Below are 24,830 nucleotides of genomic sequence, written 5' to 3'. Positions count from 1 at the left end.
GTACTGCGTGCCCGTGTAGTACTCGGTGATCCATACCAGCGCTGCCGTCAGTGCCAAGCCGACGAAGCAGGCGCCGAACAGGCGCAGCTGGCTGCCGGCGGCGACCACCGCGTTGTCCGGCATCAGCCAGGCCGTGACGAACCAGAAGGCGACGAGAGACAGAGCGCCGGCCACCGCCAGACCGCGGTAGAGCGCCGGCATCACGTTCGTCATGCCGGGCGACGCCTTGACGAAGAAGCAACCGACGATGGACGCGATGATCGAGACGCCGCCCAGCGCCAGCGGATAGATCACCGCATTCGCTGGCGCTGCCGTGACCATCAGCGCACCCAGCACCATGGTGGCGATCAGCGTGACGGCGTAGGTCTCGAAGAGGTCGGCGGCCATCCCCGCGCAGTCGCCGACGTTGTCGCCGACGTTGTCGGCGATCACGGCGGGGTTGCGCGGATCATCCTCGGGAATGCCGGCCTCGACCTTGCCGACGAGATCGGCGCCGACATCGGCCCCTTTGGTGAAGATGCCGCCGCCGAGGCGGGCGAAGATCGAGATCAGCGAGGAACCGAAGGCGAAGCCGATCAACGGATTCAGCGCCTGCGGCGTGGCCGTGCCCGCGCCCAGGAAGGCGTAGAAGCCGGCGACCCCCAGCAGCCCCAGTCCGACCACCAGCATCCCTGTGATGGCGCCACCCCGGAACGCCACCTGCAGTGCCGGCCCGATGCCCTGCGCAGCCGCCTGTGCTGTGCGCACATTCGCGCGGACCGACACGTTCATGCCGATGAAGCCGCAGGCGCCCGACAGCACGGCGCCGACCACGAAGCCCGCGGCCGTCAGCCCGTCGAGGAACAGCGCGATCAGCACCGCGAGCACCAGGCCCACGATACCGATGGCGGTGTACTGCTTGGCCAGGTAGGCCGAGGCGCCGGCCTGGATCGCCGCGGCGATCTCCTGCATGCGTGCGTTGCCAGGGTCGCGGGAAAGAATCCAGCTTCGCGCCCAGACACCGTAGATGACGGCGATCAGCCCGCAGGCGATCACCGCATACAAAGGGAAGTTGCCAGTCATTGCCGTCTCCATGTGGTTGTGAAGACGCCAGCCGGGACCCTGCCGCAACGCGCCGGGCCCAACTGCCGCCGCGTTGCTTCCTCGATGCCTGGGCAGAACCCGCCTTGCATTGATTGGCCAACGCAACGAATTTACAGGCAAACCGCGCCGGTGTCAGGCTGGCGTCGGCCCGCTGGCTAAACTCGGGGTTTGTCCCGACCCACGGGGCGAACGCCACTCCAACCAAAGACAAGCATGTCCTTCGACAAAATCCCCCCGGGCGCCAAGGCCCCTGAAGAGTTCCACGTCGTCATCGAGATCCCGATGAACGCCGATCCGATCAAGTACGAGGTGGACAAGGAGACCGGCGCGATCTTCGTCGACCGGTTCATGACCACGGCGATGTACTACCCCACCAACTACGGCTACGTGCCGCAGACGCTGTCGGGCGATGGCGACCCGGTGGACGTGCTGGTGGTCACGCCCTATCCGCTGCTGCCGGGCGTGGTGGTCAAATGCCGCGCGCTGGGCATCCTGAAGATGGAAGATGAGGCCGGCGTGGATGGCAAGGTGCTGGCCGTGCCCACCGACAAGATCCTGCCGATCTACAGCCACTGGAAGACGGTGCAGGACGTCAACCCCATGCGCCTCAAGGCCATCAGCCATTTTTTCGAGCACTACAAGGACCTCGAAGCCGGCAAGTGGGTCAAGGTGCTGGGTTGGGATGGCATCGAGGCCGCCCACAAGGAAATCACGGACGGCATCGCCGCGTACAAGAAGTAATCCGCCGCCGCGGATTGCGTTCGTGAGCCCGCTTCGGCGGGCTTTTTCTTGGGCGCCCGGCGCACTGGTCGCCGTGCGAGTCAGAAGCCGAGGTAGCGGCCCGGCTTGTGGTTGATGGCCAGCACGGCGTTGAGCGCGACGGCGCCGGCAATGGACAGCATCACCCGCTGCGGCTCCACCACGGCGAACGCGGTGGCGACGATGAGGCAGTCGAAGCCCATCTGCACCTGCCCGGCGCGCCAGCCCTTCTTCTCCTGCAGCCAGACCGCGAGGATGCCGATGCCCCCCAGGCTGCAGCGGTGGCGGAACAGGATGAGAAAGCCGGTGCCGGTCACCAGCCCGCCAGCCAGGGCGGCATAGAGTGGGTGCAGTCGGTCGAAGTGCAGCAATGCCGGCTGCCAAAGGGTCAGCAAGGACAGCGAGGCAACGGCGAGGAAAGTCTTGATGGTGAAGGCCGCGCCCAGCTTGCGCCAGGCCAGCCAGTAGAAGGGCAGGTTGAGCAGAAAGAAGAGGGTGCCGAAGCTGGCACCGGTGCCGTAGTGCAACAGGAACGCGATGCCCGCCGTGCCGCCGGTCAGCAGTCCGGCCGTGGTGAACAGCGCCACGCCCATGGAGATGAGCAGCGTGCCGCTGGCGATGGCCAGTGCGTCCTCCCACAAGGCATGGCGGGTCCGCGGGGCTGCTGGGGAGACGGGAGCGGCGGCGTCGGTCATCGACCGAGCTTAGCGGGTGCCAGGGCTGGCCCGCATGATCTGGCGCAGGGGTGCGTCCTGCGGCCTCACGGCGCGACAGGTGCTAGGCGCGGAATGGGCTTCGCTCGCCGAGTTCCGACAGGTAGGCCGACACGCCTTCGTCTTCGCGCGCCAGGAAGCGCTCTACCGCGTCCGCGAAGGCCGGGTGGGCGAGCCAGTGGGCGCTGGTGGTCTTGACGGGCATGAGTGCGCGGGCCATCTTGTGCTCGCCCTGTGCGCCGCCCTCGAAGCGGTGAATCTGGTGCGCGATGCACCATTCGATGGGCTGGTAGTAGCAGGCCTCGAAGTGCAGGCAGTCGACCCGCTCCAGGGCACCCCAGTAGCGTCCATAGGCAACGCCCCGACCATCGGCATCGGCACCCAGGCCGATCAGGCTGCAGGCCATGGCCCGGCCCTCGCGTTCGGCCACGAACAGGAGCCAGGCGTCGGGCAGGCTGCTCGCCATTCGGTGAAAGAAGTCCCGGGTCAGGTAGGGCGGGTTTCCATGCTCACGGTAGGTTCGCGCGTAGCAGCGATAGAAGAAGTCCCAGTCCGCGTCCCGGATGTCTGTCCCTCGCGCCCAGCGGAAGCGCACGCCGCTTTCGGCGACTTTGCGGCGCTCCTGGCGGATCTTCTTGCGCTTCTCCTGGTTGAGGGCCGCGAGGAAGTCGTCGAAGTGCCGGTATGGACCCGCTGGCCCTTTCGCCACTGGTTGCTGGTTCTCCCAGTGGAACTGCACCGTGTGCCGCAGCATGAGGCCAGCCGCCTCGCAGGCCGCGATGTCCTCGTCGTCGCCGAACAGCAGGTGCAGGGACGACAGTTCGTTGTCCGCAGCCCAGGCCACCAGCGATCGGATGAGTGCCTGTCGTGTGGGCGGGTCGACCGCCAGAAGACGGGTGCCCGGCACCGGCGTGAACGGCACGGCCACCAGCGCCTTGGGGTAATAGCGCAGCCCATGCTGCTCGTAGGCATTGGCCCAGGCCCAGTCGAACACGTATTCGCCGTAGGAATGGGACTTCAGGTAAAGCGGGCAGGCGGCGACCAACTCATGGGCCCGCCACAAGGTGGCGAAGGCGGGGGCCCAACCTGTCTGCGCCGTTGCGCTTCCGCTCGCATGGAGCGCTGAAAGGTACTCATGGCGCATGAAGGGGCCCGGTGCGGCCTGTCGGGCGAGCAGGGTGTTCCAGGCCGATGCATCGATCTGCAGTGGATCGTCGACGATCCTGAATTCGAGGGATGCTCCCGCCATGGTCAACTCACTCCGTGATGGTGGGGCGCCGGCGTCGCTCCGCAATCCAGATACCGCCCAGCACGAGGGCCAACGCAACAAGGTGGAAGGAGCGCAGCGGCTCGTTCAGCACCATCACGGCCAGCAGCGGCCCAAAGATCGGCGTCAGGTTGACGAAGACCCCGGCGCGCTCCGGTCCGATCAGAGTCACAGCCTGGATGAAAGTGATCTGGGACACGAACGATGGCAGCAGGCCCACGAACAGCATCAACGCCCAGCCCATCGCTGTGGGCATGAAGAAGCGATCGGTGGCGACCTCGAAGGCCAGCAAGGGGAGGGAGGTCAGCGCCGCGACGCCCGCAGCGGCGGCGAAGAACACGATCGGCGGCACGGGTGGTCGGAGGGTGAGTCCGAGCATGTACCCCGCGTAGAAGAGGCTGGCCAGCAGCATCCAGAGGTCGCCGACGTTGAAGTCCAGCGTGGTGAGCACGTGAAGCTGGCCGCGCGAAGCCACGACGACGCAGCCTGCCAGGGTCACGGCCACGCCCAGTGCCTGCATGGGGCGGAAACGCCTGCCCGCAAAAATGAAGCTTCCCAGAAGCACCAGCACCGGGATCGTCCCCTGGATGATGGCGATGTTGATGGCCGAGGTGTGGTGGGCCGCAGCGTAGAACAGGGCGTTGAAGGCGGTGAAGCCGGCCGTGCCCATGATGGTGACGAAGCGCCAGGATCGTGCGACGGTGCGCCCATGCCGGGCAATCTCGTGCCGGGCGGTGAACCACAGCGCCACACAGCAGATCGTCCACCGTGCCGTGGTCAGCATCATGGGAGAGATGTTTCCCACAGCCAGGCGCGCCGCCACGGCGTTGCATCCCCACATCAGAGTGGTGAATATCAACAGCAAGGGAGCGTTCTGGGTGACGCGCCGACAGGCGTCGGCGATCCCGTGCAGCGCAGGCGGGGCGGTCGAAGGCATGAATCGGCGAGCGTAGCAGTCGGCCGCCCAGTCCGCTGGGCGATGGGGCGAATGACATAATTTCCGACTGTGGGTGCAACGCCTTGCCGCGCCGTCGGCTTGCGACACTCCTTTGCCCTCCGGCTCTGCGTGCGCGCGGCCTGTCACCCAGTCTCTTGCATCACTTTCATCACAGGAACACCGCCATGAAGCAGATCACTGCCATCGTCAAACCTTTCAAGCTCGACGACGTGCGCGAGGCACTGGGTCAAGTGGGCGTCTCCGGCCTGACGGTGACCGAGGTGAAGGGGTTCGGCCGCCAGAAAGGTCACACCGAGCTTTATCGCGGTGCCGAGTACGTGGTCGACTTCCTGCCCAAGATGAAGATCGAGGTGGTCGTCGCCGACGCAGACGTCGAGAACTGCGTCGACGCCATCGTCACGGCAGCGCGCACCGGCAAGATCGGCGACGGAAAGATATTCGTGACGGAGGTGCAGCGCGTAGTTCGTATCCGGACGGGCGAGGAGAACGAGAGCGCGGTCTGAGGCGCTGCTCCCGGAACGGCGCCGCGTCCTTCCGTGTTGATGACGACGTCAACCCCCCGCTTCAGATGTTCTGTGTCAGCAATGGCGCACCGCGGTCCGCAGGCGCCTGTTGCCGCAGTTTTTCCAGAAGCACATCGAGCACGTCGCCCGACTCGATCAAGCCCATCTGCCAATCGTTCATCAGCCCGGCCCGGATGCTCTGGTCGGCAAAGGCAAGCAGCCCGTCGTAGTAGCCCGCGACGTTGAGCAGGCCGATGGGCTTGTCGTGGTAGCCGAGCTGGCGCCAAGTCCACATCTCGAAAAGCTCTTCGAAGGTGCCGATCCCGCCGGGCAACGCAAGGAAGGCATGTGCTCTCGCAGCCATCATGGCTTTGCGCTCATGCATCGTGTCGACGACGTGCAGCTCGTCACACAGCGTGTTGGCCAGTTCCTTGTCGACGAGGGCCTTCGGAATGATGCCGACCACGCGCCCGCCGGCAAGCCGCGTGGCCTCGGCGACAGCACCCATCAGGCCTGTCCGGCCGCCGCCATAGACCAGCTGACCGCCGTTCTCGCCAATCCAACGGCCGGTCGCCCGGGCGGATTCCATGTACTCGGCACGCGTTCCTGGGCGCGAGCCGCAGTAGACGCAGATGGAAAAGGATGCGGAATGGCTCATGAATACATGCTTTGTTCAGGCAATGAGTCGCTGCCAGAGCGCAGCAACCCAGATGCCCCCGGCCAGGAGGCTGGTGAGGAATACCGCGGCGCTGCCCATATCCTTGGCGCGCTTCGACAGATCGTGCCACTCGGGCCCGATGCGATCGATGGCGGCCTCGACCGCCGTGTTGAGCAGCTCGACGATCATGACGAGGAGCACCCCTGCGACCAGCAGTGCCGTCTCCATCCAGTTCCTGCCCACCACAAAGGCCAGGGGCAGCAAGACGACCGCAAGGCAGGCTTCCATCCGGAAGGCCGGTTCGCCCCAGCCCGCCTTCAGACCGTTCAGAGAATAAAGGGTGGCGTGCCAGAGACGGTCTAGACCCTTGCGTGCCTTCTGCGGATTGACGTGCAAGGTGGGGTCGGGAGTGCTCATCGGAAAGTTGCCGCGGCATCGACGATGCGGGTGCCCGCCAGGGCGTCGTGCCAGAACTGTTGTTGAGGATGAAAGCGCGCCAGCAGCGCCCAGACGGCCGCCCAGCCAGCGAGCAGCACAAAGACTTCGCCGCCACTGACCTTGAACGGGAGCGCATGAATGGTCGCCAGCGGCGGCAGAAACCAGACCCAGCTCAGAAGATAACGGGCAAGAGCGCGCCCTTGCGTGGGTGTGCGACCGTGCCGGTCCACCATCCGCAGCTTCCAGGTCTTCATGGCGAGTGTCTGGCCGCGCGACCAGAACACCGTGAAGTAGATGCCGAACACCACGAACAGAAAAGCCTGGAGCAGGGGGCGCCGTGCATCCATGGCATCGCGCATCTGGCCCAATGTGCTGAAGAGCCAGCCCGCCACGAAGACGACTGCGAACAGCAGCAGGCCTTCGTAGAGCCAGCACGCCATGCGCCGCCAGATGCCGGGCGTGATTGCAGGAATCGGTAAGTCGCGCAGGACAGGAGATATGGAGGAAGCCGGGGAGCGCAGTGAAGGCATGCCCCTATTCTCGGACACCCAGACTACGGCGCCGTGGCGGTCGGCTCAGCAGCGGTGCGGCCGGGCGCCAGTCCCATTGCGGCGTCCGGCGTCGTGGCATCGCCAACGGGCACTGCATTGGCCGCTTCTGGACCAGGCGAAGGCACGATCTGGATTCGGGGGCCGCCATGGGGCTGTTGGAAGGCCGTGGCGGGCACAGGCACCAGTTTGTCCGCCGGTACTGGCCTCGCCGCTGGCGCCGCGCCCATGCTTCGGCCCCCTGCGCTTTCAGCGAGCTTGCGGCGTTCTGCTTCGCTCAGGGCCTGATAGGCCTCCCATTTGGCCTTCAGTTGGTCGGCCGGAGCGAGATTGCGCACCTCGGCGAAGTTAAGACGGGCCAGCGCGCGTTCACGGGGACTCAGCGCGGCCCAGTCCGTCATGCGCTCATGCAGTTTGGCCTGCTCTGCCGCCCCGATGCGATCGAAATTGCGGGAGAGTGCAATCCACTTGCGTCGCTGGGCGTCGCTCAGGGTGTTCCAGTGTGGGGCCAGCGGTGCGAGCGCTTGCTGCTGTGCCTTGGTGAGCGTGGTCCACCGCGGTCCGCTACGCGGCGGCGCTGGCGATTTGGTCGGCGTCACATTCACGCCACTTTCACCGGCATGTACTGCCATCGAGCCCAGCCCAATCGTGAACGCAACAAGGAGGCCGATGAAAACGTTGCGTGCGACCAACGTTGCTCCAGTTTCTGGCTCTCGGCCGCGCGCGGGATTCATTGCCGGAGGTCGGGTCATGGCGACCTCCGTCATTGGTGAGCGGCGGCCGCGTTTGCCTTGAGAAATTGGGCAAAACCGGGATCGGTGTAAGCAGCGGGTGGCAGATCGTCCGTCAGCAGGGCGGCATCGACCTCGGCCAGTTCAGCGGTGCGGCGCTCTTCCTGGGTGAGACCGATGGTGAGCAGGCCGATCGTGAGCAGCAGCAAGGGCACCACCGCAAGCGCGCGCTGCCACCAGCCCTGAAGACCGAGAGCGGCGCTGCCGGCACTGTCGACCACCAGCGTAGGGGCCATCTCGCGCTTTCGCTGCGCAAGCGCCCGAGTGCGGGACGCTCTCAAGCGCTCGCTGATGTCGCGCGGTAAATCGTCGGCACCCGCGCTCAGCCGAGCAGCGATGGCACGTCCGAACAAGTCTTCCGGAGTGGGGGAGGAGGTAATGCGTGTCGAAGTCATGGCGGCAGAAACCCCTTCGCCTTGAGGGCGCGGCTGAGTGCCTGAATGGCCCGGGAGCAGTGCGTCTTCACGCTGCCTTCTGAGCAGCCCATGGCGGCGGCTGTCTCGGACACATCCATCTCCTCCCAGTAACGCAACAGGAAAGCTTCTCGTTGACGAGTGGGGAGTGCCGCGATCTCGGCTTCGATTTGATGAAAAACCTGGGTACGCCGGGTGACGTCCTCGGCGCTCTCCGTCTCCCGGGTGTCGAGATCGCCGTTGAAGCTGGACAGCAGGTCGAAATCGCCGGCGTCGTCCTCGTCGCTCTCGAAGTCGCTCAGGTTGGAGAACAGCGCTCGTCGCGTCTTCTGGCGCCGGAACCAGTCCAGCGTGCAGTTGGAAAGGATTCGCTGGAACAGCATCGGCAACTCGGCCAGAGGCTTGTCGCCGTAGTGCTCTGCCAGCTTCATCATGCTGTCCTGCACGATGTCCAGTGCCGCCTCTTCATCGCGAACGTGATACAGCGAGCGTTTGAACGCACGCTTTTCGACGCCTTTGAGGAAGTCTGAGAGTTCGTGTTCGGTGGCCAAGCGCGAGGTTGTCGTGGGGCGGAGAGGAGGCGACTGCGGGGCTGTTGCCCGAACCTGTGACAAAGGCCCACAGACGAACCGACGGATTATTGCATTGCCCCAAATGAAGGCTGGCTTTTGTCCTACGCGGTGTCATAATCGCCGGCTCGCAGTCAAAAGGCAAACGGGTCAAAGTCCGGCGGTTCACCTGTCCGCCCATGGTTTTGGCCTCAAGTCCTGGCGCGGCCCCACAAGGGCTGGCAAGGGGCACCCAAGGTTTTTCGTTCCCGAAAACTCGGAAGGTTCATCGAAATGGAAATCTCCAAGGCCGAAACCGCCGCTGTCGCGGCTGGCCAACCTCAAGAACTCATGGGCTCTGAAGTGCTGATCAAGGCACTGCAGGCCGAAGGTGTGAAGTACGTCTGGGGCTATCCCGGCGGCGCCGTCCTCTACATCTACGACGCGCTCTACAAGCAGGACACTATCCAGCATGTGCTCGTGCGCCATGAACAGGCCGCGGTGCATGCTGCCGACGGCTATGCGCGCGCAACCGGCGACGTGGGCGTGGCGCTGGTCACCTCGGGTCCCGGCCTCACGAATGCCGTCACCGGCATCGCTACCGCGTACATGGATTCCATCCCGATGGTGATCGTCTCCGGCCAAGTGCCCACGGCCGCCATCGGCCTGGACGCCTTCCAGGAATGCGACACCGTCGGCATCACCCGACCCATCGTCAAGCACAACTTCCTGGTCAAGGATCCCAAAGATCTGGCGATGACCATGAAGAAGGCCTTCCACATCGCCCGCAGCGGCCGGCCCGGCCCGGTGGTGGTGGACATCCCCAAGGACGTGTCCTTCAAGAAGGTGGCGTATCACGGCTACCCGGACAAAGTCGAGATGCGCTCGTACAACCCGGTGCGGAAGGGGCATGGCGGCCAGATCCGCAAGGCGTTGCAACTGCTGCTGACGGCCAAGCGTCCCTACATCTACACCGGCGGCGGCGTGCTGCTGGGCAATGCCACCAACGAGTTGCGCACGCTGGTCGACATGCTCGGCTATCCGGTCACCAACACGCTGATGGGGCTGGGCGCCTATCCGGCGAGCGACCGCAAGTTCCTGGGCATGCTGGGCATGCACGGCACCATCGAGGCCAACAACGCGATGCAGAACTGCGACGTGCTGCTGGCCGTGGGGGCGCGCTTCGACGACCGCGTGATCGGCAACCCGAAGCACTTCGCGCAGAACGAGCGCAAGATCATCCACATCGACATCGACCCGTCGAGCATCTCCAAGCGGGTCAAGGTGGACGTGCCCATCGTCGGCGACGTCAAGGACGTGCTGACCGAGCTGATCTCCATGGTGCGCGAAAGCGGCACCAAGCCCGACGCCGGGGCGCTGGCGGACTGGTGGAAGACCATCGAGACCTGGCGCAGCCGCGACTGCCTGAAGTACGACCGCGACAACAAGGACGTGATCAAGCCGCAGTACGTCGTCGAGACGCTGTGGAACATGACCAAGGATGTCGAAGCCTACGTGTGCTCCGACGTCGGCCAGCACCAGATGTGGGCCGCGCAGTACTACCGCTTCGACGAGCCGCGTCGCTGGATCAATTCCGGCGGCCTGGGCACCATGGGCGTGGGCATTCCGTACGCGATGGGCATCAAGCTGGCCAAGCCGGAGGCGGAGGTCTTCACCATCACCGGTGAAGGTTCGGTGCAGATGTGCATCCAGGAACTCTCGACCTGCCTGCAGTACAACACGCCGATCAAGATCTGCTCGCTCAACAACCGCTACCTGGGCATGGTGCGCCAGTGGCAGGAGATCGAATACTCCGGCCGCTACAGCCACAGCTACATGGATGCGTTGCCCAACTTCGTGAAGCTCGCCGAGGCCTATGGCCACGTCGGCATGTTGATCGAGCGGCCGCAGGATGTGGAGCCGGCATTGCGCGAGGCCCGCAAGCTCAAGGACCGCACGGTGTTCATGGACTTCCGCACGGACCCCACCGAGAACGTGTTTCCGATGGTGCAGGCCGGCAAGGGCATCACCGAGATGCTGCTGGGCAGCGAAGACCTCTGACGCACCGGGTGCCGCCAGGAGGTCTGGACGGCACCACCCCTTTCTTTCAGACGAATCTATTGCCCGCCGAGCCTGCGCATTACCGTGCACAGGGGAGGGCGGCGAAAAGAGGAATCGACACCATGAAGCACATCATTGCCGTGCTGCTCGAAAACGAGCCCGGCGCACTCTCCCGCGTGGTGGGCCTGTTCTCGGCCCGCGGCTACAACATCGAGTCGCTGACGGTGGCCCCCACCGAAGACCCGAGCCTGTCGCGCATGACCATCCAGACCCAGGGTTCGGACGACGTGATCGAGCAGATCACCAAGCACCTGAACCGCCTCATCGAGGTGGTCAAGGTGGTCGACCTGACCGAAGGTGCCTACACCGAGCGCGAGCTCATGATGGTGAAGGTGCGCGCCGTCGGCAAGGAACGCGAGGAGATGAAGCGCATGGCCGACATCTTCCGCGGCCGCATCATCGACGTGACCGACAAGAGCTACACCATCGAGCTTACTGGCGACCACGGCAAGAACGACGCCTTCCTCGACGCCATCGACCGCAGCGCCATCCTCGAGACGGTGCGAACGGGTCCGAGCGGCATCGGCCGCGGCGAACGCATCCTGCGCGTGTGACGGAATCGGGGCTCGGTCCTTGTCCGTCCGGTCCGAGCCTGTCGAAGCCCCGCGAGCCAGACGGCCTGCGGGACTGCAATGAGCCCTTCGACAGGCTCAGCATGGACGGCATCCACGCATCGCAAACGCATCATCCAACCGGAGAGAAGACATGAAAGTTTTTTACGACAAGGACTGTGACCTGAGCCTGATCAAGGGCAAGACCGTCGCCATCATCGGCTACGGCTCGCAAGGCCACGCGCATGCCCAGAACCTGAACGACAGCGGCGTGAAGGTCGTGGTCGGTCTGCGCAAGGGCGGCGCCTCGTGGGACAAGGTCGGCAAGGCTGGCCTGAACGTCCTCGAAGTCAATGACGCCGTGAAGTCCGCCGACGTCGTGATGATCCTGCTGCCCGACGAGCAGATCGCCGAGGTCTACAAGAACAACGTCGAGCCCAACATCAAGGAAGGCGCGTCGCTGGCCTTCGCCCACGGCTTCAACGTGCACTACAACCAGGTCGTGCCCCGCGCCGATCTGGATGTGTGGATGGTCGCGCCCAAGGCGCCCGGCCATACCGTTCGCTCCACCTATGCCCAGGGCGGCGGCGTGCCCCACCTGGTGGCCGTTCACCAGGACAAGTCGGGCAAGGCCCGTGACCTGGCCCTGAGCTACGCCATGGCCAACGGCGGCGGCAAAGCCGGCATCATCGAGACCAACTTCAAGGAAGAGACCGAAACCGATCTGTTCGGCGAGCAGGCCGTTCTGTGCGGCGGTGCGGTCGAACTGATCAAGATGGGTTACGAGACGCTGGTGGAAGCCGGGTACGCGCCCGAGATGGCTTACTTCGAATGCCTGCACGAGCTCAAGCTGATCGTCGACCTGATCTATGAAGGCGGCATCGCCAACATGAACTACTCGATCTCCAACAATGCGGAGTTCGGCGAGTACGTGACCGGCCCCGAGGTGATCAACGAGCAGTCGCGCGCTGCCATGCGCAATGCCCTGAAGCGCATCCAGAACGGCGACTACGCGAAGATGTTCATCCAGGAAGGCCGCCTGAACTATCCGTCGATGACGGCCCGCCGCCGCAACACCGCCGACCACTCGATCGAGCAAGTCGGTGGCCAACTGCGCGCCATGATGCCTTGGATCGCCAAGAACAAGCTGGTCGACCAGAGCCGCAACTGATCGGCCTTGCGCGAGAGCTTCGGCTCCGCTGCCGATCCAGAGGCCACCGCCTGCGGTGGCCTTTTCCTTGCCTGCGCGGGCGGGGCGGCCGATGTCCCTGCGCGGGCGGGTCCGGGGGGCAGTGTGCCCGGCACCTTTGACTACACTGCCGTGTTTCCCGGAAGGCCGGAGGCCGAACTCATGCACGACCCCATTCCCTTGAACGATGCGCCGATCCGCAAGCGCCGCAAGGGCATCTACGTACTGCCCAACATGGTCACGCTAGCGGCGCTGTTCGGCGGCTTCTATGCGATTGTCATGGCCATGAATGGCCGCTTCGACCTGGCCACGGTGGGCGTGTTCTGCGCCATGGTGCTCGACAGCCTGGACGGCCGGGTTGCCCGCATGACCAACACCCAGAGCGCCTTCGGCGAGCAGATGGATTCGCTGGCCGACATGGTGTCCTTCGGCGCGGCGCCCGCGCTCATCGCCTATGAATGGTCGCTCAAAGGCCTGGGCCGCTGGGGCTGGATCGCCGCCTTCGTGTACTGCGCCTGTGCTGCGCTGCGCCTGGCGCGCTTCAACGTCAACACCGGCGTGGTCGACAAGCGCTGGTTCCAGGGCCTGCCTTCGCCGGCTGCCGCCGCGCTCGTCGCCGGCTTCATCTGGCTGATGACCGATTGGGGACGGCGGGGTGCCGATGTCTGGTATCTGAGCTGGACGCAGATCACCTGGATCACCTTCTTCTTCACGCTCTATGCTGGCCTGTCGATGGTGACCAATGCGCCGTTCTACAGTTTCAAGGACATGCAGATCCGCAAGAGCGTGCCCTTCGCCACCCTGGTGCTGATCGCACTGGGCATTGCGGTGATCAACATCCATCCGCCCACGGTGCTGTTCTGCCTGTTCGTGCTGTATGGCCTGAGCGGCTACGCGATCTATGCCTGGCGCAAGGCAAAGGGCCAGCCGGTGAGCATGATCAGTGTTTCCACGGACGAGCCCGACGAACGCGGCTTGCATGAATGACACAGCCCTGTGTTAGAGTCTCAACTCTCATGAACGTGTTTGCCCTGGACCTACTACTGATCTCCCCCGACGGGCGGAGAAGGTAAAGGCGCACGCGCAAAATACCCTCGACACGGCCCGTTTGCACCAGCAACGGGCCGTTTGTCTATGGGGTTGCTGGTCGGTTCCAACCTCTTGCAGAGAAATCGACATGCTTCAGCAGCCTCACACCAAGTACCGCGCCTTCGCACCGATCGGCCTCAAGGACCGCACCTGGCCCGACGCCGTCATCACTCGTGCGCCGATCTGGCTGTCGACCGACCTGCGCGACGGCAACCAGGCCCTAGTCGAGCCGATGGACCTCGAGCGCAAGATGCGCATGTTCGAGACCCTCGTGGCCATCGGCTTCAAGGAGATCGAGGTCGGCTTCCCCTCGGCGTCGCAGACCGAATTCGACTTCGTGCGCAAGCTGATCGAGGAAGACCGCATTCCCGATGACGTGACGATCCAGGTCCTGACCCAGGCCCGCGGACACCTGATCGAACGCACCTTCGAATCGCTGCAAGGCGCACCGCGCGCCATCGTGCACCTCTACAACGCCGTCGCGCCGGTCATGCGCCGCGTGGTGCTCGGCCTGGATGAAGACGGCATCGCCGACCTCGCCGTCACCCACGCGCAGATGTTCAAGGACCAGGCCGCGCGCCAGCCGGCCACGCAGTGGACCTTCCAGTATTCGCCCGAGATGTTCTCCGGCACCGACCTGGCCTTCTCCAAGCGCGTCGTCGACGCGGTGACTGCGGTGTGGGCGCCGACGCCCGAGCACAAGTGCATCGTCAACCTGCCGTCCACGGTCGAGCATTCCACGCCGAACATCTTCGCGGACATGATCGAGTGGATGCACCGCAATCTGGCGCGGCGTGAATCCATCGTGCTTTCGGTGCATCCGCACAATGACCGTGGGACGGGTACGGCCGCTGCCGAGTTCGCAGTGATGGCCGGTGCAGACCGCCTGGAAGGTTGCCTCTTCGGCAACGGCGAGCGCACCGGCAACCTCGACATCGTCAACGTGGCGCTCAACCTCTACACGCAAGGCGTGTCGCCGGGCCTCGACTTCTCCCACATCGACGACATTCGCGCCACGGTCGAGCATTGCAACCAGATTCCGGTACATCCGCGCCATCCCTACGTCGGCGACCTTGTCTACACCTCCTTCTCAGGCTCGCATCAGGATGCGATCAAGAAGGCCTTTTCGGCGCGAAAGGACGGCGATATCTGGGACATCCCCTACCTGCCCATCGACCCGAAGGACGTGGGTCGCAGCTACGAGGCCGTGATCCGTGTGAACAGCCAATCGGGCAAGGGCGGCATCTCGTACCTGCTCGAAAGTGAATACGGCCTGGAATTGCCGCGCCGCCTGCAGATTGAGTTCAGCCAAGTGGTGCAGCAGGTGATGGACGTGGAGGGCAAGGAATTGGGCGCGGCCGACCTCTGGAGCATCTTCCGCCGCGAATACCGCATGGACGGCGCCCAAGGCCTGCGCCACCGCACCCAGTCCGTGGAAGGCGAGGGCGATCAGGCGCTCACCGTACTGCGCGGCGAACTCGTGTGGCGCGGCGAGCCGGTGGCCATCGAAGGCCGCGGCAACGGCCCCATCGATGCATTCAGCCGGGCCGTGGCCGAGGCCATCGGCCAGCCGATCCGCGTGATGGACTATCACCAGCACGCCATCGGCGCCGGCGCCGATGCACGCTCGGTGGCCTATGTGGAGATGCGCATGGGCGATTCGCGCACGCTGTTCGGCGTCGGCATCGATGCCGACACCACGGCTGCTGCGCTCAAGGCCATCGTGTCGGGCATGCAGCGCGCCGCAGGCGCCGAGGCGCAGCAGGCACAATCGTCGGTTGCCGAAATGTCGGCCTGACGCAGAACGTACACGGACAAGGAGCCCACGATGACCGACCAGCTGATCATTTTCGACACCACCTTGCGCGACGGCGAGCAGTCGCCGGGCGCTTCGATGACGCGTGACGAGAAGCTGCGCATCGCGCGCCAATTGGAGCGGCTCAAGGTCGACGTGATCGAGGCTGGCTTTCCCGCCAGCTCAAATGGCGACTTCGAGGCGGTGCAGGCCATCGCCAACGCCATCAAGGACTCCACCGTGTGCGGCCTCTCGCGCGCCAACGACCGCGACATCTCGCGCGCCGCGGACGCGCTCGCGGGCGCGGCGCGGGCGCGCATCCACACCTTCATCGCCACGTCGCCGCTGCACATGGAAAAGAAGCTGCGGATGACGCCCGAGCAGGTGCTGGAGCAGGCCAAGCTGGCCGTGCGCTTCGCCCGCAACAAGGTGGCCGATGTCGAGTTCAGCCCCGAAGACGGCTATCGCAGTGAAGTGGACTTCCTTTGCCGCGTGCTCGAGACCGTGATCGCCGAAGGCGCCACGACAATCAACGTCCCCGACACCGTCGGCTACGCGGTCCCCGAGTTGTACGGCAACTTCATCAAGACGCTGCGCGAGCGCGTTCCCAACAGCGACAAGGCCATCTGGTCGGTCCATTGCCACAACGACCTCGGCATGGCCGTGGCCAACTCGCTGGCCGGCGTCAAGATCGGCGGTGCCCGCCAGGTCGAATGCACCATCAACGGCCTGGGCGAGCGCGCCGGCAATTGCTCGCTCGAAGAGATCGTGATGGCCGTGAAGACCCGCAAGGACTACTTCGGGCTCGACCTCAACATCGACACCCAGCACATCGTGGCCGCGAGTCGCATGGTGAGCCAGACGACGGGCTTCGTGGTGCAGCCCAACAAGGCCGTCGTCGGCGCCAACGCCTTCGCGCATGCCTCCGGCATTCACCAGGACGGCGTGCTCAAGGCGCGTGATACCTACGAAATCATGCGCGCCGAAGACGTGGGCTGGACGGCCAACAAGATCGTGCTGGGCAAGCTCAGCGGTCGCAATGCCTTCAAGCAGCGTCTGCAGGATCTGGGCGTGTCGATGGACAGCGAAGCGGACCTGAACGCCGCCTTCCTGCGCTTCAAGGAGTTGGCCGACCGCAAGGCCGAGATTTTTGACGAAGACATCCTTGCCCTTGTCAGCGCAGAGCAGCAGTCGAACGTTGACGAGCAGTTCAGTTTCGTGTCTCTCTCCCAGCACAGCGAAACCGGCGAGCAGCCCCATGCACGCGTGGTCTTTGTCGACCATGGAACGGAAGTGGTGGGCGAGTCGGGTGGCAATGGCCCGGTTGATGCTTCGCTAAAGGCCATCGAGTCGCATGTGAAGAGCGGCGCCGAAATGGTGCTGTATTCGGTCAATGCCATCAGCGGGTCGACCGAAAGCCAGGGTGAAGTGACGGTGCGGCTTCAGAACGCCGGGCGGGTGGTCAACGGCGTCGGAGCCGATCCCGACATCGTGGTCGCTTCGGCCAAGGCCTATCTGAGCGCATTGAACAAGCTGCACAGCCAGACTGAGCGCGTGGCGGCGCAGGGTTAGTTTCTAGCGTTCTTCGGCTTGCATGAAGAAGGGGGCGCAAGTCACTGATTTGCGTCTCTTTTTTGTATTCGATAGACTGCGGCACCTTGTCGATTTCCATGCCGCTGGAGTAGTTGATGGCCGAAGCCTCTGCGCTGCCTGTTTTGCCCCGAGTTTCCTCACAGCGGTACCTGCCCGCGCTGCGCCTTCTGGCTGTGGCGCTTTGTGCGGTTTCCTTCCTCACGCCTGCAGCCCACGCCGCTGGCAAGAAGCAGCAGGCTGCAGCCAAGAAGCCGGCGGCAGCCAGCAAGGTTGCTGCAAAGCCCACCAAGGCGACCAAGACGCGCACCGAAGAGCGCGTCGTGCGCGGCGGCCGCAATGTGGTCGCCACGGTGCGCAAGAGTGGTGGCAAGACGGTGGTTGCCGTCCAGCGTCGCTCGGTGGTGCGAGTGGCCGAGCCGCCCCGGCAGTCCTTCGGCCAGATTGCCGGTCTGCACAATTCCCAGGATCCGCTGGATCTGAAGTCGAGCGTGGCGCTGGTGATGGACCAGGACACCCGCGAGGTGCTGCTGAGCAAGAACGACCATGCCGTGCTGCCGATCGCATCCATCACCAAGCTCATGACAGGCTTGCTGATCAGCGAGGCCAAACTGCCGATGGACGAGCCGATCACCATCACCCAGGACGACGTGGACACTGAGAAGTTCAGCCGTTCGCGCCTGGCTGTGGGCACCACGCTGCCGCGCGGTGAATTGCTGCACCTGGCGCTGATGTCCAGTGAGAACCGGGCGGCGCATGCGCTGGGCCGGACCTACCCCGGCGGGCTGGCCACCTTCGTGAGCGTCATGAACGCCAAGGCCCGCATGATCGGCATGAAGGACACCCGCTACGTCGAGCCGACTGGGCTTTCGAGCAGCAATCAGTCGACGGCGCAGGATCTGGCCATGCTGGTGGCGGTCGCGTCCCAGGATTCGCTGGTGCGCAGCCTGTCGACGTCGCCTGAGTACCAGGTGGAAATCGGCAACCGGACCCTGCAGTTCAATACGACCAACCGGTTGGTTCGCAGCCCCGATTGGGACATCGGCCTGCAGAAGACCGGGTATATCTCGGAAGCCGGTCAATGCCTGGTCATGCAGGCGCGCGTGGCAGGCCGCAAGCTGATCATGGTGTTCCTAGATTCGGCCGGTAAGTTCAGCCGTATTGCGGACGCGGAACGCGTGCGTCGCTGGGTCGAGAGCAATCGCTTCGCACCGGTTCACACAGCCAGCAGTCAGATTTCTGGTTAGCGCGATCCGCTGGTTTCAAGAGATCTGGAAATTGAAGAAGGGCCCTGGCGGGCCCTTCTTTTTGGTGCTGCGGCGCGACGTACCGAGCATGACCCGCTCGCTGTTCGCTCCCTCAGGCTGCGCGCGCTGAGGCAGCAGCATCCGTATCTGGCGGCGTCGCTCCGGCGTAGCCCAGCGCCCCCGAGATCTCGTTCGCTGTCGCCTGCAGCTTTGGAAGCCAGCCGTCGTCCAGCCGATCCGCAGGTGCGGAGATCGACAGGCCGGCGATGAGCTTGCCTTGATCGTCGTAGATGCCGGCCGCCATGCAGCGCACGCCGAGTTCAAGTTCCTCGTTGTCGCGTGCAATGCCGTATTGGCGGGCTCGCGCGAGTTCGCGTTCGAGCACGGGCAACTGCGTGATGCTGTTGCGGGTGTGCCCGGCCAGGCCGGTGCGGGTGGCATAGCTTCGCACACGTGGCTGCTCGTCGGCTGCGAGGAACAGCTTGCCTGTCGACGTGAGGTGCAGCGGCGCGCGCCCCCCGATGGCGCGCACGACCTGCATGCCCGAGCGCTCGCTGTACGCCCGCTCTACATAGACGATTTCGTCGCCCTGGCGCACGCTCAGGTTGACCGGCTGCTGCGTCAGCTTGTGCAACTCGCGCATCGGTCCCAGTGCGGCGTCGCGGACGTTGAGCCGGCCCTTCACCAGATTGCCCAGTTCTAGCAGACGCATGCCGAGGCGGTAGCTGCCCGGCTCCGGCCGATCCACGAAGCGGCCCACAGCCAGGTCGTTGAGGATCCGGTGGGTGGTGGAAGGATGCAGCCCCGTCTTTTCGCTGATCTCCTTGAGGGAGATGGCGTCCTCGCGCGAGGCCAGAACGTCGATCAGCGCGAACATGCGCTCGATGACCTGGATGACGGGCGTGGCAGGAACGTCGGCGTTGTTTTTTCTCATGGGACGGCGCTGAACCAAACGGCCGCCATTTTACAGCGTGAAATCAAACTTCGCGCCACTCGCCGTCCAAGAGGATCTGGTGGGGCACGAACTTGGCCTTGTAGGCCATCTTGGTGCTGTGTTCGATCCAGTAGCCCAGATAGACGTGCGGCAATCCCAGTTCGCGCGCCTGGGCGATCTGCCAGAGTACACCGTAGGTACCGTAGGCGGCACCTTCCTCCGGTTCGTAGAAGGTGTAGACGGCCGACAGCCCGTCGTTGAGCACGTCGAGGATCGACACCATCTTCAAGGCGCCCGGGCTGCCGTCGTCGGTCGGCTCGCGAAATTCGACCAGCCGTGAATTGACCCGGCTCTGCAGCAGAAACTGGGTGTACTGGTCGATGCTGTCCTGATCCATGCCGCCGCCTGCGTGGCGACCGTTCTGGTAGCGCAGGTAGAGCTGGTAGTGCTCAGCCACAAAACACAGTCGCAGCACGCGCGCCTGCAGATACTGGTGCCGCTGGGCCGCGCGTCGCTGGCTGCGACTGGGTTTGAACCGGTCCGCAAGGATGCGCAGCGGAATGCAGGCGCGACAGCCATCGCAGTAGGGACGGTAGGTGAACATCCCGCTGCGGCGGAAACCACCGAGCACCAGATCGGAATAGACGTCGCTGTTGATCAGATGGCTGGGCGTGGCCACCTGGGAGCGCGCCTGACGGTCGGGCAGATAGCTGCAGGGGTAGGGCGCTGTCGCGTAGAACTGCAGCGTCTGGAGCGGCAGATCCTTGAGGAGCGTCATTGCGGTGCCGGCAGAAGTTGATTCCAGTATATGGGGTCGAATCGCCACGAAGGGATGGGCGCTTCTCGAGACGCGTTGTCGATATGGGTCAGGAACTCCGCCCGCGGCCATTCGCTGGCGCCCAGGCTTCCCAGGTGTGCGGTGTTCTGCTGGCAGTCGATGGCCTGCACGTCGTGATGGCGGCAGAAGGCCACCAATGCAGCCAGCGCGATCTTCGATGCATCCGTGCGCCGGGCGAACATCGACTCGCCGAACACCGCCCGACCCAGCGCCACGCAGTACAGGGCGCCGGCCAACTCTCCATCGATCCAGGTCTCGACGCTGTGCGCATGGCCCGCGCGGTGGAGTGCGAGGTAGGCCTGCTGCATCTCAGGAAGGATCCAGGTGCCCGACTGCCCGGCGCGCGGGGCCTCGGCGCAGGCCGCGATCACCTCGGCGAAATCGTGGTCGAACCGGATCTCGCACCGCGATGCCTGCTGGCGAAAAGACTGCAAGGTCTTGCGCAACGAGCGATGCAGGCGGAACGCCGCGGGCCGGAGCACCATCCGCGGGTCGGGACTCCACCAGAGAATGGGCTGGTCGTCGCCGAACCATGGAAATATGCCATGGCTGTAGGCGTCGAGCAGCGTCGGCACGTCGAGCGCGCCACCGGCCGCCACCACGCCAGGGACGGGGTCGCCCGGGCCCCAGGCAGTCTCGGCAGGTGGGAGAGGCTCGCCTTCGGCGAGCCAGGGCAGTTTGCGGGGAGATCGGGCCACGCTCCGATTCTGAAGCAAGCGCGATGCGCTGCTGTGCACGCTGCGAGATAGGGGGGCGGCCGAGTCCTTGGCTTCCCGCCACGCAGCTCGGCGGCCCTGTCACCCAAAAAGCCTACGAGGGCCGGCTGGATTACGGCACACTCTCGGCCGGCCGGCTTCGTGCGGCCATGAGGGCGCCGGGCAATGCTTGTCGGCGTGGAGAAGAATTCGAGGCGAGTCCGCCTTCCAGGAGCTTGCGTGTTCCGCCTGCTGATCTGTGATGACCATCCGCCCATCCGGACGGCGCTGCGGCTGCTCGCGCGCCAGGTCGATCCCACGAGCGACGTGACCGAAACCGGCACTGCCCACGACCTCGTCGAGGTACTGCGTGGCCGCCGTGACTTCGATCTGCTGGTCCTTGACCTGCAATTGCCCGGCATGTCCGGTCTCAGTGTCCTGTCCGAAGTCAAGCAGTTGCGGCCCGAACTGGCCGTGCTGGTCCTTTCGGCGGACGAGAATCCTCAAAGTGTCGATGCGGCCCTCCAGGCCGGCGCATCCAGTTATCTGTTCAAGTCGGCGAGCGAGACGGTGCTGTTCCAGGCGCTCAAGGACGTGTGCGGCCGTCGACTGGCATTGCCGGAGAGCATCACGGCGAAGGTCGGCGGCCGAGGGCGCGGGGTGCCCGACGACGGCCTGTCGTTGTCGGCCCGGCAGCGCGATGTGCTGAACTGCCTGTTGCACGGCATGTCGGCCAAGCAGGTGGCCCGAACACTGGGCCTGTCCGAAGGCACCGTCAAGAGCCATACGGTGGCCGTCTTCCGGGCGCTCAACGTCAGTTCCCGTGCGCAGGCGGTGGTGGAGGCGCACCGCAGAGGCATCACGCTTGGATGCTGAGTCGCTCGAACGAGAGCTGATCAGCTTTGCGCTGGCCCAGGCTGCGGCCGCCGCGAGGCTGGCCCTGGTGGGGGTGCTGATCCTGGCCGCCATCGGCTGGCGCGACATGGGCGCGGAAGGCGTGATCGTTTGGGGCACGGCGGCGACGGGCGCGCTGCTGCTGCGCAACCATGCGATGGCGCTCGCCGCTCGCGGGTTGAAGGAAGCACGTCCTGTGCGCAGTGCTCGACGCATTCTCTGGATGTCGTCGTTGCTGCTGGCCCTTGCTCTGGCCAGCCTGCCTGTGACGGGGCTTGTGCACATGGAAACCGAAACCCGGCTGCTGGTGACCTTGTTCTATTGCTGCTGGGGGGCTGCCGGCATGGCGTCTCTGGGCATCGTGCCGCGTCTGTATGCGGTCTACCTCTGGCTGATGCTGGGGGGCGTCGCGGTGGGCTGGGGGCGCGACTTCACGCCCCAATTCGCTCCCGCGATCTTCGGCGGGTTGTTCATGTACTGGCTGGTACTGAGCGTCTTTGCCCACGGCTTCTCGCGCCGGGTTGCCGAGGGCATTGCCATTCGCGCCGAAAACGCGCAGCTCGTGAAGCAGCTGTCAGCCGCCAACGCCGCCAAGACGCGCTTCATCATGACGGCCAGCCACGATCTGCGCCAACCCTTGCATGCCATCGGATTGCTGGGCGGGGTTCTGGCGCGGGCCACCGCGGCCGAGGACATCCGCAAGGCGCGCGAAGCCCTGGCCACTGCGCTGGAAGGGCTCCAGCAGCTCTTCTCCGCCATCCTCGATCTCTCGCGCATGGACAGCGGCGCGCTGCGGCCCGAACTGCGCTATGCCCCCGTCGCACCGCTGGTCGCGCGGCTGGACATCGAATACCGCGCCCTGTGCCTCGAAGGCGGCCGGCGCTGGGAATGCCGGGCCGAAACCGCCCACGTGCGCACCGACCTGGCATTGCTTGAGCGGGTGCTGCGAAATCTGCTCGACAACGCCCTCAAGCATGGTGGGGACGGTGGCGTCTGCCTGGCGCTGTCCACGCAGGCCGACGGCGTGATTTTGGAGGTCTCCGACACCGGCCCCGGCATCTCGGTCGAAGAACAGGACCGGGTGTTCGACGAGTTCTATCGCAGCCGCCATGTCATCTCCACCGGCATGGGCCTTGGGCTGTCGATCGTGCAGCGCCTGGCCAAGCTGCTCAACGCCAAGCTGCGGATGGAGTTCGTGGATCCGGTTCGCCGCACCGGCACGCGCGTCACGATCCAGCTGCCGTTGGCGCAGCCATCCGACGAACTGGTTGTCGAGCCGGATACCGTGCTGCCCGACCTCAAGGGCCAGCGCGTACTGGTACTGGACGACGAGGCTGCGGTGCTCGACGCGACCCGATCCCTGCTGGAGCAGTGGGGATGCGCCGTCGTCACTTGCCGCAGCGCCGACGAGGTGGTCGAGGCCGCGGGTCGCCTGGGTCCGCCCCACGTCGCGTTGGCCGACTACCACCTCGGCCCTGGGCAGAACGGCCTGGCGGCCCTCGAGGCGCTGCGACGCGACCAGCCGGAGATGGGCTGCGTGATCGTCACGGGCGAGTCCGATGCCGCGATCCGCCAGCGCCTGGCCGACGAGGGACTGCCTGTGCTGGAGAAGCCGGTGGACCCCGAAGAGTTGCGCTCCGTGCTGGGCCTGTTCCGCGCCATGGACGACTGAAGACAGAAAGGGCAAGCGATGCAGTGGCTTTCCGACAACCTGGAGGCGCTGCTCGCAGCGCAGGATCGGCAACGCAGTTTCGATGCCATCGTCGTGGGCTCCGGCTATGGCGGCGCGGTGGCGGCGTTGCGACTGGCCGAGGCCCGGCTGAATGTCTGCGTCCTCGAGCGAGGCCAGGAGTACGTTGCCGGCGAATTCCCGAGCGACCTCGGCGACGTGGGCAAGCATGTGCGGGCGCAGTGGCAGGGCGCCGGCGCGGTGCAGAACGCGGGCTACGAGGACGCGCTCTTCGATTTCCGCCTGGGGCAGGGTGCTGCCGCGCTGGTGGGAAATGGCCTGGGCGGGGGCAGCCTGATCAACGCCGGCGTGGGCCTTCAGCCGGATCACGCGGTGTTCCAGGGCGAGCACTGGCCCACGGCCATCCGCCGCACCAACCTGAACCCCTGGTTCGAGCAGGCCCGCGCCATGCTGGAGCTGTCGAATCCAGACGACCCCAGGCGTTGTTTCGACCTGCGTGTCACGCGCAAGTACCAGGCGCTGCAAGCGCTGCATGAAGGGCTTCCGTCCCGCCCTGCTGCGCCGGACACGGCCGCGGTCACCGCCCGCTTCCAGGAAGTGCCGGTGGCCGTGTGCCTGCATCCGTGGCAGCTCGACGCACAGTCCGGCACGCTCGGGCCCCGCGCGGCCTGCACGGGCTGCGGCAACTGCGTCAGCGGCTGCAACGAGGACGCCAAGCTGAGCCTGACCAAGACCTATCTGCCGGCGGCGCGCCGGGCCGGGGCGCGCCTGTTCGCCGGGGCCACGGTGCTGAGCGTCCATCGTGACGACGAGCACGCCTTTCCCTGGGTCGTGCGCATCGTCCGAACCACCGAGCGCTCGCTCTATGAAGGCCTGAGCGCTCGCTCTGGGGGGAGCAGCCCTACGCAATGGATCCATGTGTTGCGTGCGCGTCACGTGGTGCTGGCCGCCGGCACCTTCGGCAGCACTGAGATTCTGCTGCGCTCCCGCAGCGCCACAGCCGACATGCAAGGCAGGCCCTGGTCCGCGCTTTCCACCAGCGATCGTCTGGGTGAGCGCGTCTCGGGCAATGGTGACGATGTCGCCTGCATTGCGGAGCTGGAATCGCCGGCCAATGCGCTGGGCGAAACCTCGGCCGGGCCGAATGACGAGCCGACGGGTCCGACCATCTCGGCCATGATCCGCTTCGTCGACGGCAACGACGCCCGCAGGTCGACGCTGGTGCAGGACGGCGGTGTTCCCGGACTGTTGGGGCCGGTGTTCCAGGAACTGATCCAGACCCTCACCACGATCGCCCGCCTGGATGACCCCGCCTCGCCGCCGTCCGACGGTTCGGACGATCTGGCGCCCCAGCCGCGTGTGCGGACCCATTCGCTCACGCTGCTCGGCATGGGGCATGACGACAGTCCGGCGCGGATCGAGCTCGATGCGCACAGTGACCGGGTGCGCTGGCAGTGGCCGAATCCCGAGCAGGCCAAGGCGCCGCCGCTGCACCGCGCGCGTGTCCAGGCGGGCACG

Annotated in this window: 25 protein-coding genes; 12 read left to right on the top strand and 13 right to left on the bottom strand. The window is 65.3% G+C overall.

Annotated features, from left to right (window positions below):
* The coding region (locus QZ772_RS07510; RefSeq protein WP_295524426.1) for a sodium/proton-translocating pyrophosphatase at positions 1 to 1,062 on the bottom strand (1,062 nt) is incomplete at its 3' end.
* A gap of 234 nt (positions 1,063 to 1,296) precedes the next feature.
* On the opposite strand from QZ772_RS07510, the gene ppa reads away from it, so the two are divergent.
* On the top strand, positions 1,297 to 1,824 hold the full coding sequence (ppa, locus tag QZ772_RS07505) for an inorganic diphosphatase (RefSeq protein WP_295524424.1): 528 nt from the start codon (positions 1,297 to 1,299) through the stop codon (positions 1,822 to 1,824).
* 80 nt (positions 1,825 to 1,904) lie between these two features.
* On the opposite strand, the gene QZ772_RS07500 is transcribed toward ppa, so the two are convergent.
* The 3 genes from QZ772_RS07500 to QZ772_RS07490 all read right to left on the bottom strand — a co-directional run bounded on the left by QZ772_RS07500 (position 1,905) and on the right by QZ772_RS07490 (position 4,759).
* Positions 1,905 to 2,537 carry a YitT family protein gene (locus QZ772_RS07500; protein WP_295524422.1) on the bottom strand — a complete coding sequence of 211 codons (633 nt, stop codon included), beginning with the start codon at positions 2,535 to 2,537 and terminating at the stop codon, positions 1,905 to 1,907.
* An 82-nt stretch (positions 2,538 to 2,619) separates the two neighbouring features.
* Positions 2,620 to 3,804 (bottom strand): GNAT family N-acetyltransferase, encoded by a 1,185-nt coding sequence (locus QZ772_RS07495; RefSeq protein WP_295524421.1) that lies wholly within the window; start codon positions 3,802 to 3,804, stop codon positions 2,620 to 2,622.
* Positions 3,805 to 3,811: 7 nt separating this feature from the next.
* Complete coding sequence (locus QZ772_RS07490; protein ID WP_295524420.1) at positions 3,812 to 4,759, bottom strand: DMT family transporter; 948 nt, start codon at positions 4,757 to 4,759, stop codon at positions 3,812 to 3,814.
* Positions 4,760 to 4,944: 185 nt separating this feature from the next.
* Between QZ772_RS07490 and QZ772_RS07485 the strand changes: the two genes are divergently transcribed.
* Positions 4,945 to 5,283 carry a P-II family nitrogen regulator gene (locus tag QZ772_RS07485; RefSeq protein ID WP_295524419.1) on the top strand — a complete coding sequence of 113 codons (339 nt, stop codon included), beginning with the start codon at positions 4,945 to 4,947 and terminating at the stop codon, positions 5,281 to 5,283.
* A 61-nt stretch (positions 5,284 to 5,344) separates the two neighbouring features.
* Here QZ772_RS07485 and QZ772_RS07480 read toward each other — a convergent pair whose 3' ends face one another.
* From QZ772_RS07480 to QZ772_RS07455, 6 genes are all read right to left on the bottom strand, one after another.
* Positions 5,345 to 5,941 carry a TIGR00730 family Rossman fold protein gene (locus QZ772_RS07480; RefSeq protein ID WP_295524417.1) on the bottom strand — a complete coding sequence of 199 codons (597 nt, stop codon included), beginning with the start codon at positions 5,939 to 5,941 and terminating at the stop codon, positions 5,345 to 5,347.
* A gap of 15 nt (positions 5,942 to 5,956) precedes the next feature.
* Positions 5,957 to 6,358 carry a diacylglycerol kinase gene (locus tag QZ772_RS07475; RefSeq protein ID WP_295524416.1) on the bottom strand — a complete coding sequence of 134 codons (402 nt, stop codon included), beginning with the start codon at positions 6,356 to 6,358 and terminating at the stop codon, positions 5,957 to 5,959.
* A complete protein-coding gene (locus tag QZ772_RS07470; RefSeq protein ID WP_295524415.1) occupies positions 6,355 to 6,909 on the bottom strand; it encodes an RDD family protein in 555 nt (184 codons plus the stop codon). Before QZ772_RS07470 ends, QZ772_RS07475 begins: the two co-directional genes overlap by 4 nt.
* A 23-nt stretch (positions 6,910 to 6,932) precedes the next feature.
* Complete coding sequence (locus QZ772_RS07465) at positions 6,933 to 7,619, bottom strand: DUF3106 domain-containing protein (protein WP_295524413.1); 687 nt, start codon at positions 7,617 to 7,619, stop codon at positions 6,933 to 6,935.
* Positions 7,620 to 7,690: 71 nt separating this feature from the next.
* On the bottom strand, positions 7,691 to 8,113 hold the full coding sequence (locus QZ772_RS07460; RefSeq protein ID WP_295524412.1) for a DUF3619 family protein: 423 nt from the start codon (positions 8,111 to 8,113) through the stop codon (positions 7,691 to 7,693).
* Entirely contained in the window at positions 8,110 to 8,682 is a 573-nt protein-coding gene (locus tag QZ772_RS07455; protein ID WP_295524410.1) for an RNA polymerase sigma factor, read from the bottom strand. Before QZ772_RS07455 ends, QZ772_RS07460 begins: the two co-directional genes overlap by 4 nt.
* Before the next feature lie 291 nt (positions 8,683 to 8,973).
* Here QZ772_RS07455 and QZ772_RS07450 point away from each other — a divergent pair, with 291 nt between their 5' ends.
* The 7 genes from QZ772_RS07450 (at position 8,974) to QZ772_RS07420 (ending at position 18,261) form a co-directional block, all read left to right on the top strand.
* Entirely contained in the window at positions 8,974 to 10,740 is a 1,767-nt protein-coding gene (locus QZ772_RS07450) for an acetolactate synthase 3 catalytic subunit (RefSeq protein WP_295524408.1), read from the top strand.
* Positions 10,741 to 10,862: 122 nt separating this feature from the next.
* Entirely contained in the window at positions 10,863 to 11,354 is a 492-nt protein-coding gene (gene ilvN / locus QZ772_RS07445) for an acetolactate synthase small subunit (RefSeq protein ID WP_017759053.1), read from the top strand.
* A 151-nt stretch (positions 11,355 to 11,505) separates the two neighbouring features.
* Positions 11,506 to 12,522: a ketol-acid reductoisomerase gene (ilvC, locus tag QZ772_RS07440; protein ID WP_295524406.1), complete on the top strand. Its 1,017-nt coding sequence runs from the start codon at positions 11,506 to 11,508 to the stop codon at positions 12,520 to 12,522.
* Positions 12,523 to 12,702: 180 nt separating this feature from the next.
* Positions 12,703 to 13,527, top strand: a complete 825-nt coding sequence (gene pssA / locus QZ772_RS07435) for a CDP-diacylglycerol--serine O-phosphatidyltransferase (protein ID WP_295524404.1) — start codon at positions 12,703 to 12,705, stop codon at positions 13,525 to 13,527.
* Positions 13,528 to 13,717: 190 nt separating this feature from the next.
* Positions 13,718 to 15,427 (top strand): 2-isopropylmalate synthase, encoded by a 1,710-nt coding sequence (gene leuA, locus QZ772_RS07430; protein ID WP_295524402.1) that lies wholly within the window; start codon positions 13,718 to 13,720, stop codon positions 15,425 to 15,427.
* 30 nt (positions 15,428 to 15,457) lie between these two features.
* A complete protein-coding gene (locus QZ772_RS07425) occupies positions 15,458 to 16,996 on the top strand; it encodes a 2-isopropylmalate synthase (protein ID WP_295524401.1) in 1,539 nt (512 codons plus the stop codon).
* A 116-nt stretch (positions 16,997 to 17,112) separates the two neighbouring features.
* Positions 17,113 to 18,261 carry a serine hydrolase gene (locus QZ772_RS07420; RefSeq protein ID WP_295524400.1) on the top strand — a complete coding sequence of 383 codons (1,149 nt, stop codon included), beginning with the start codon at positions 17,113 to 17,115 and terminating at the stop codon, positions 18,259 to 18,261.
* Between the two features lie 112 nt (positions 18,262 to 18,373).
* On the opposite strand, the gene QZ772_RS07415 is transcribed toward QZ772_RS07420, so the two are convergent.
* From QZ772_RS07415 to aat, 3 genes are read right to left on the bottom strand one after another with little or no spacing between them, the layout of a single operon-like run.
* Positions 18,374 to 19,195 (bottom strand): IclR family transcriptional regulator, encoded by an 822-nt coding sequence (locus QZ772_RS07415; RefSeq protein WP_295524398.1) that lies wholly within the window; start codon positions 19,193 to 19,195, stop codon positions 18,374 to 18,376.
* Positions 19,196 to 19,238: 43 nt separating this feature from the next.
* Positions 19,239 to 19,973, bottom strand: coding sequence for an arginyltransferase (locus QZ772_RS07410; RefSeq protein WP_295524396.1), 735 nt, complete (start codon positions 19,971 to 19,973; stop codon positions 19,239 to 19,241).
* Positions 19,970 to 20,731 carry a leucyl/phenylalanyl-tRNA--protein transferase gene (aat, locus tag QZ772_RS07405; protein ID WP_295524395.1) on the bottom strand — a complete coding sequence of 254 codons (762 nt, stop codon included), beginning with the start codon at positions 20,729 to 20,731 and terminating at the stop codon, positions 19,970 to 19,972. Before aat ends, QZ772_RS07410 begins: the two co-directional genes overlap by 4 nt.
* A gap of 237 nt (positions 20,732 to 20,968) precedes the next feature.
* Between aat and QZ772_RS07400 the strand changes: the two genes are divergently transcribed.
* The 3 genes from QZ772_RS07400 to QZ772_RS07390 all read left to right on the top strand — a co-directional run.
* Positions 20,969 to 21,604 carry a response regulator transcription factor gene (locus QZ772_RS07400; RefSeq protein WP_295524394.1) on the top strand — a complete coding sequence of 212 codons (636 nt, stop codon included), beginning with the start codon at positions 20,969 to 20,971 and terminating at the stop codon, positions 21,602 to 21,604.
* Positions 21,594 to 23,294, top strand: coding sequence for a hybrid sensor histidine kinase/response regulator (locus tag QZ772_RS07395; protein ID WP_295524392.1), 1,701 nt, complete (start codon positions 21,594 to 21,596; stop codon positions 23,292 to 23,294). Before QZ772_RS07400 ends, QZ772_RS07395 begins: the two co-directional genes overlap by 11 nt.
* 93 nt (positions 23,295 to 23,387) lie before the next feature.
* On the top strand, positions 23,388 to 24,830 hold a 1,443-nt coding region (locus QZ772_RS07390; RefSeq protein WP_366510550.1), incomplete at its 3' end, for a GMC family oxidoreductase N-terminal domain-containing protein.

Origin of the sequence: uncultured Pseudacidovorax sp. (assembly GCF_913773995.1) — a bacterium.
Taxonomy (GTDB): domain Bacteria; phylum Pseudomonadota; class Gammaproteobacteria; order Burkholderiales; family Burkholderiaceae_C; genus Xenophilus.
This window is presented reverse-complemented; position numbering and strand designations above follow the sequence as displayed.

Excerpts from the sequence above, each read along its gene's own strand:
- QZ772_RS07450 (WP_295524408.1), top strand. The coding sequence starts at position 8,974 with ATGGAAATCTCCAAGGCCGAAACCGCCGCTGTCGCGGCTGGCCAACCT.
- QZ772_RS07425 (WP_295524401.1), top strand. The coding sequence starts at position 15,458 with ATGACCGACCAGCTGATCATTTTCGACACCACCTTGCGCGACGGCGAG.
- QZ772_RS07495 (WP_295524421.1), bottom strand. The coding sequence starts at position 3,804 with ATGGCGGGAGCATCCCTCGAATTCAGGATCGTCGACGATCCACTGCAG.
- QZ772_RS07500 (WP_295524422.1), bottom strand. The coding sequence starts at position 2,537 with ATGACCGACGCCGCCGCTCCCGTCTCCCCAGCAGCCCCGCGGACCCGC.
- QZ772_RS07410 (WP_295524396.1), bottom strand. The coding sequence starts at position 19,973 with ATGACGCTCCTCAAGGATCTGCCGCTCCAGACGCTGCAGTTCTACGCG.
- ppa (WP_295524424.1), top strand. The coding sequence starts at position 1,297 with ATGTCCTTCGACAAAATCCCCCCGGGCGCCAAGGCCCCTGAAGAGTTC.
- QZ772_RS07415 (WP_295524398.1), bottom strand. The coding sequence starts at position 19,195 with ATGAGAAAAAACAACGCCGACGTTCCTGCCACGCCCGTCATCCAGGTC.
- QZ772_RS07480 (WP_295524417.1), bottom strand. The coding sequence starts at position 5,941 with ATGAGCCATTCCGCATCCTTTTCCATCTGCGTCTACTGCGGCTCGCGC.
- QZ772_RS07475 (WP_295524416.1), bottom strand. The coding sequence starts at position 6,358 with ATGAGCACTCCCGACCCCACCTTGCACGTCAATCCGCAGAAGGCACGC.
- ilvC (WP_295524406.1), top strand. The coding sequence starts at position 11,506 with ATGAAAGTTTTTTACGACAAGGACTGTGACCTGAGCCTGATCAAGGGC.
- QZ772_RS07485 (WP_295524419.1), top strand. The coding sequence starts at position 4,945 with ATGAAGCAGATCACTGCCATCGTCAAACCTTTCAAGCTCGACGACGTG.
- QZ772_RS07420 (WP_295524400.1), top strand. The coding sequence starts at position 17,113 with ATGGCCGAAGCCTCTGCGCTGCCTGTTTTGCCCCGAGTTTCCTCACAG.
- QZ772_RS07460 (WP_295524412.1), bottom strand. The coding sequence starts at position 8,113 with ATGACTTCGACACGCATTACCTCCTCCCCCACTCCGGAAGACTTGTTC.
- leuA (WP_295524402.1), top strand. The coding sequence starts at position 13,718 with ATGCTTCAGCAGCCTCACACCAAGTACCGCGCCTTCGCACCGATCGGC.
- ilvN (WP_017759053.1), top strand. The coding sequence starts at position 10,863 with ATGAAGCACATCATTGCCGTGCTGCTCGAAAACGAGCCCGGCGCACTC.
- QZ772_RS07470 (WP_295524415.1), bottom strand. The coding sequence starts at position 6,909 with ATGCCTTCACTGCGCTCCCCGGCTTCCTCCATATCTCCTGTCCTGCGC.
- pssA (WP_295524404.1), top strand. The coding sequence starts at position 12,703 with ATGCACGACCCCATTCCCTTGAACGATGCGCCGATCCGCAAGCGCCGC.
- QZ772_RS07490 (WP_295524420.1), bottom strand. The coding sequence starts at position 4,759 with ATGCCTTCGACCGCCCCGCCTGCGCTGCACGGGATCGCCGACGCCTGT.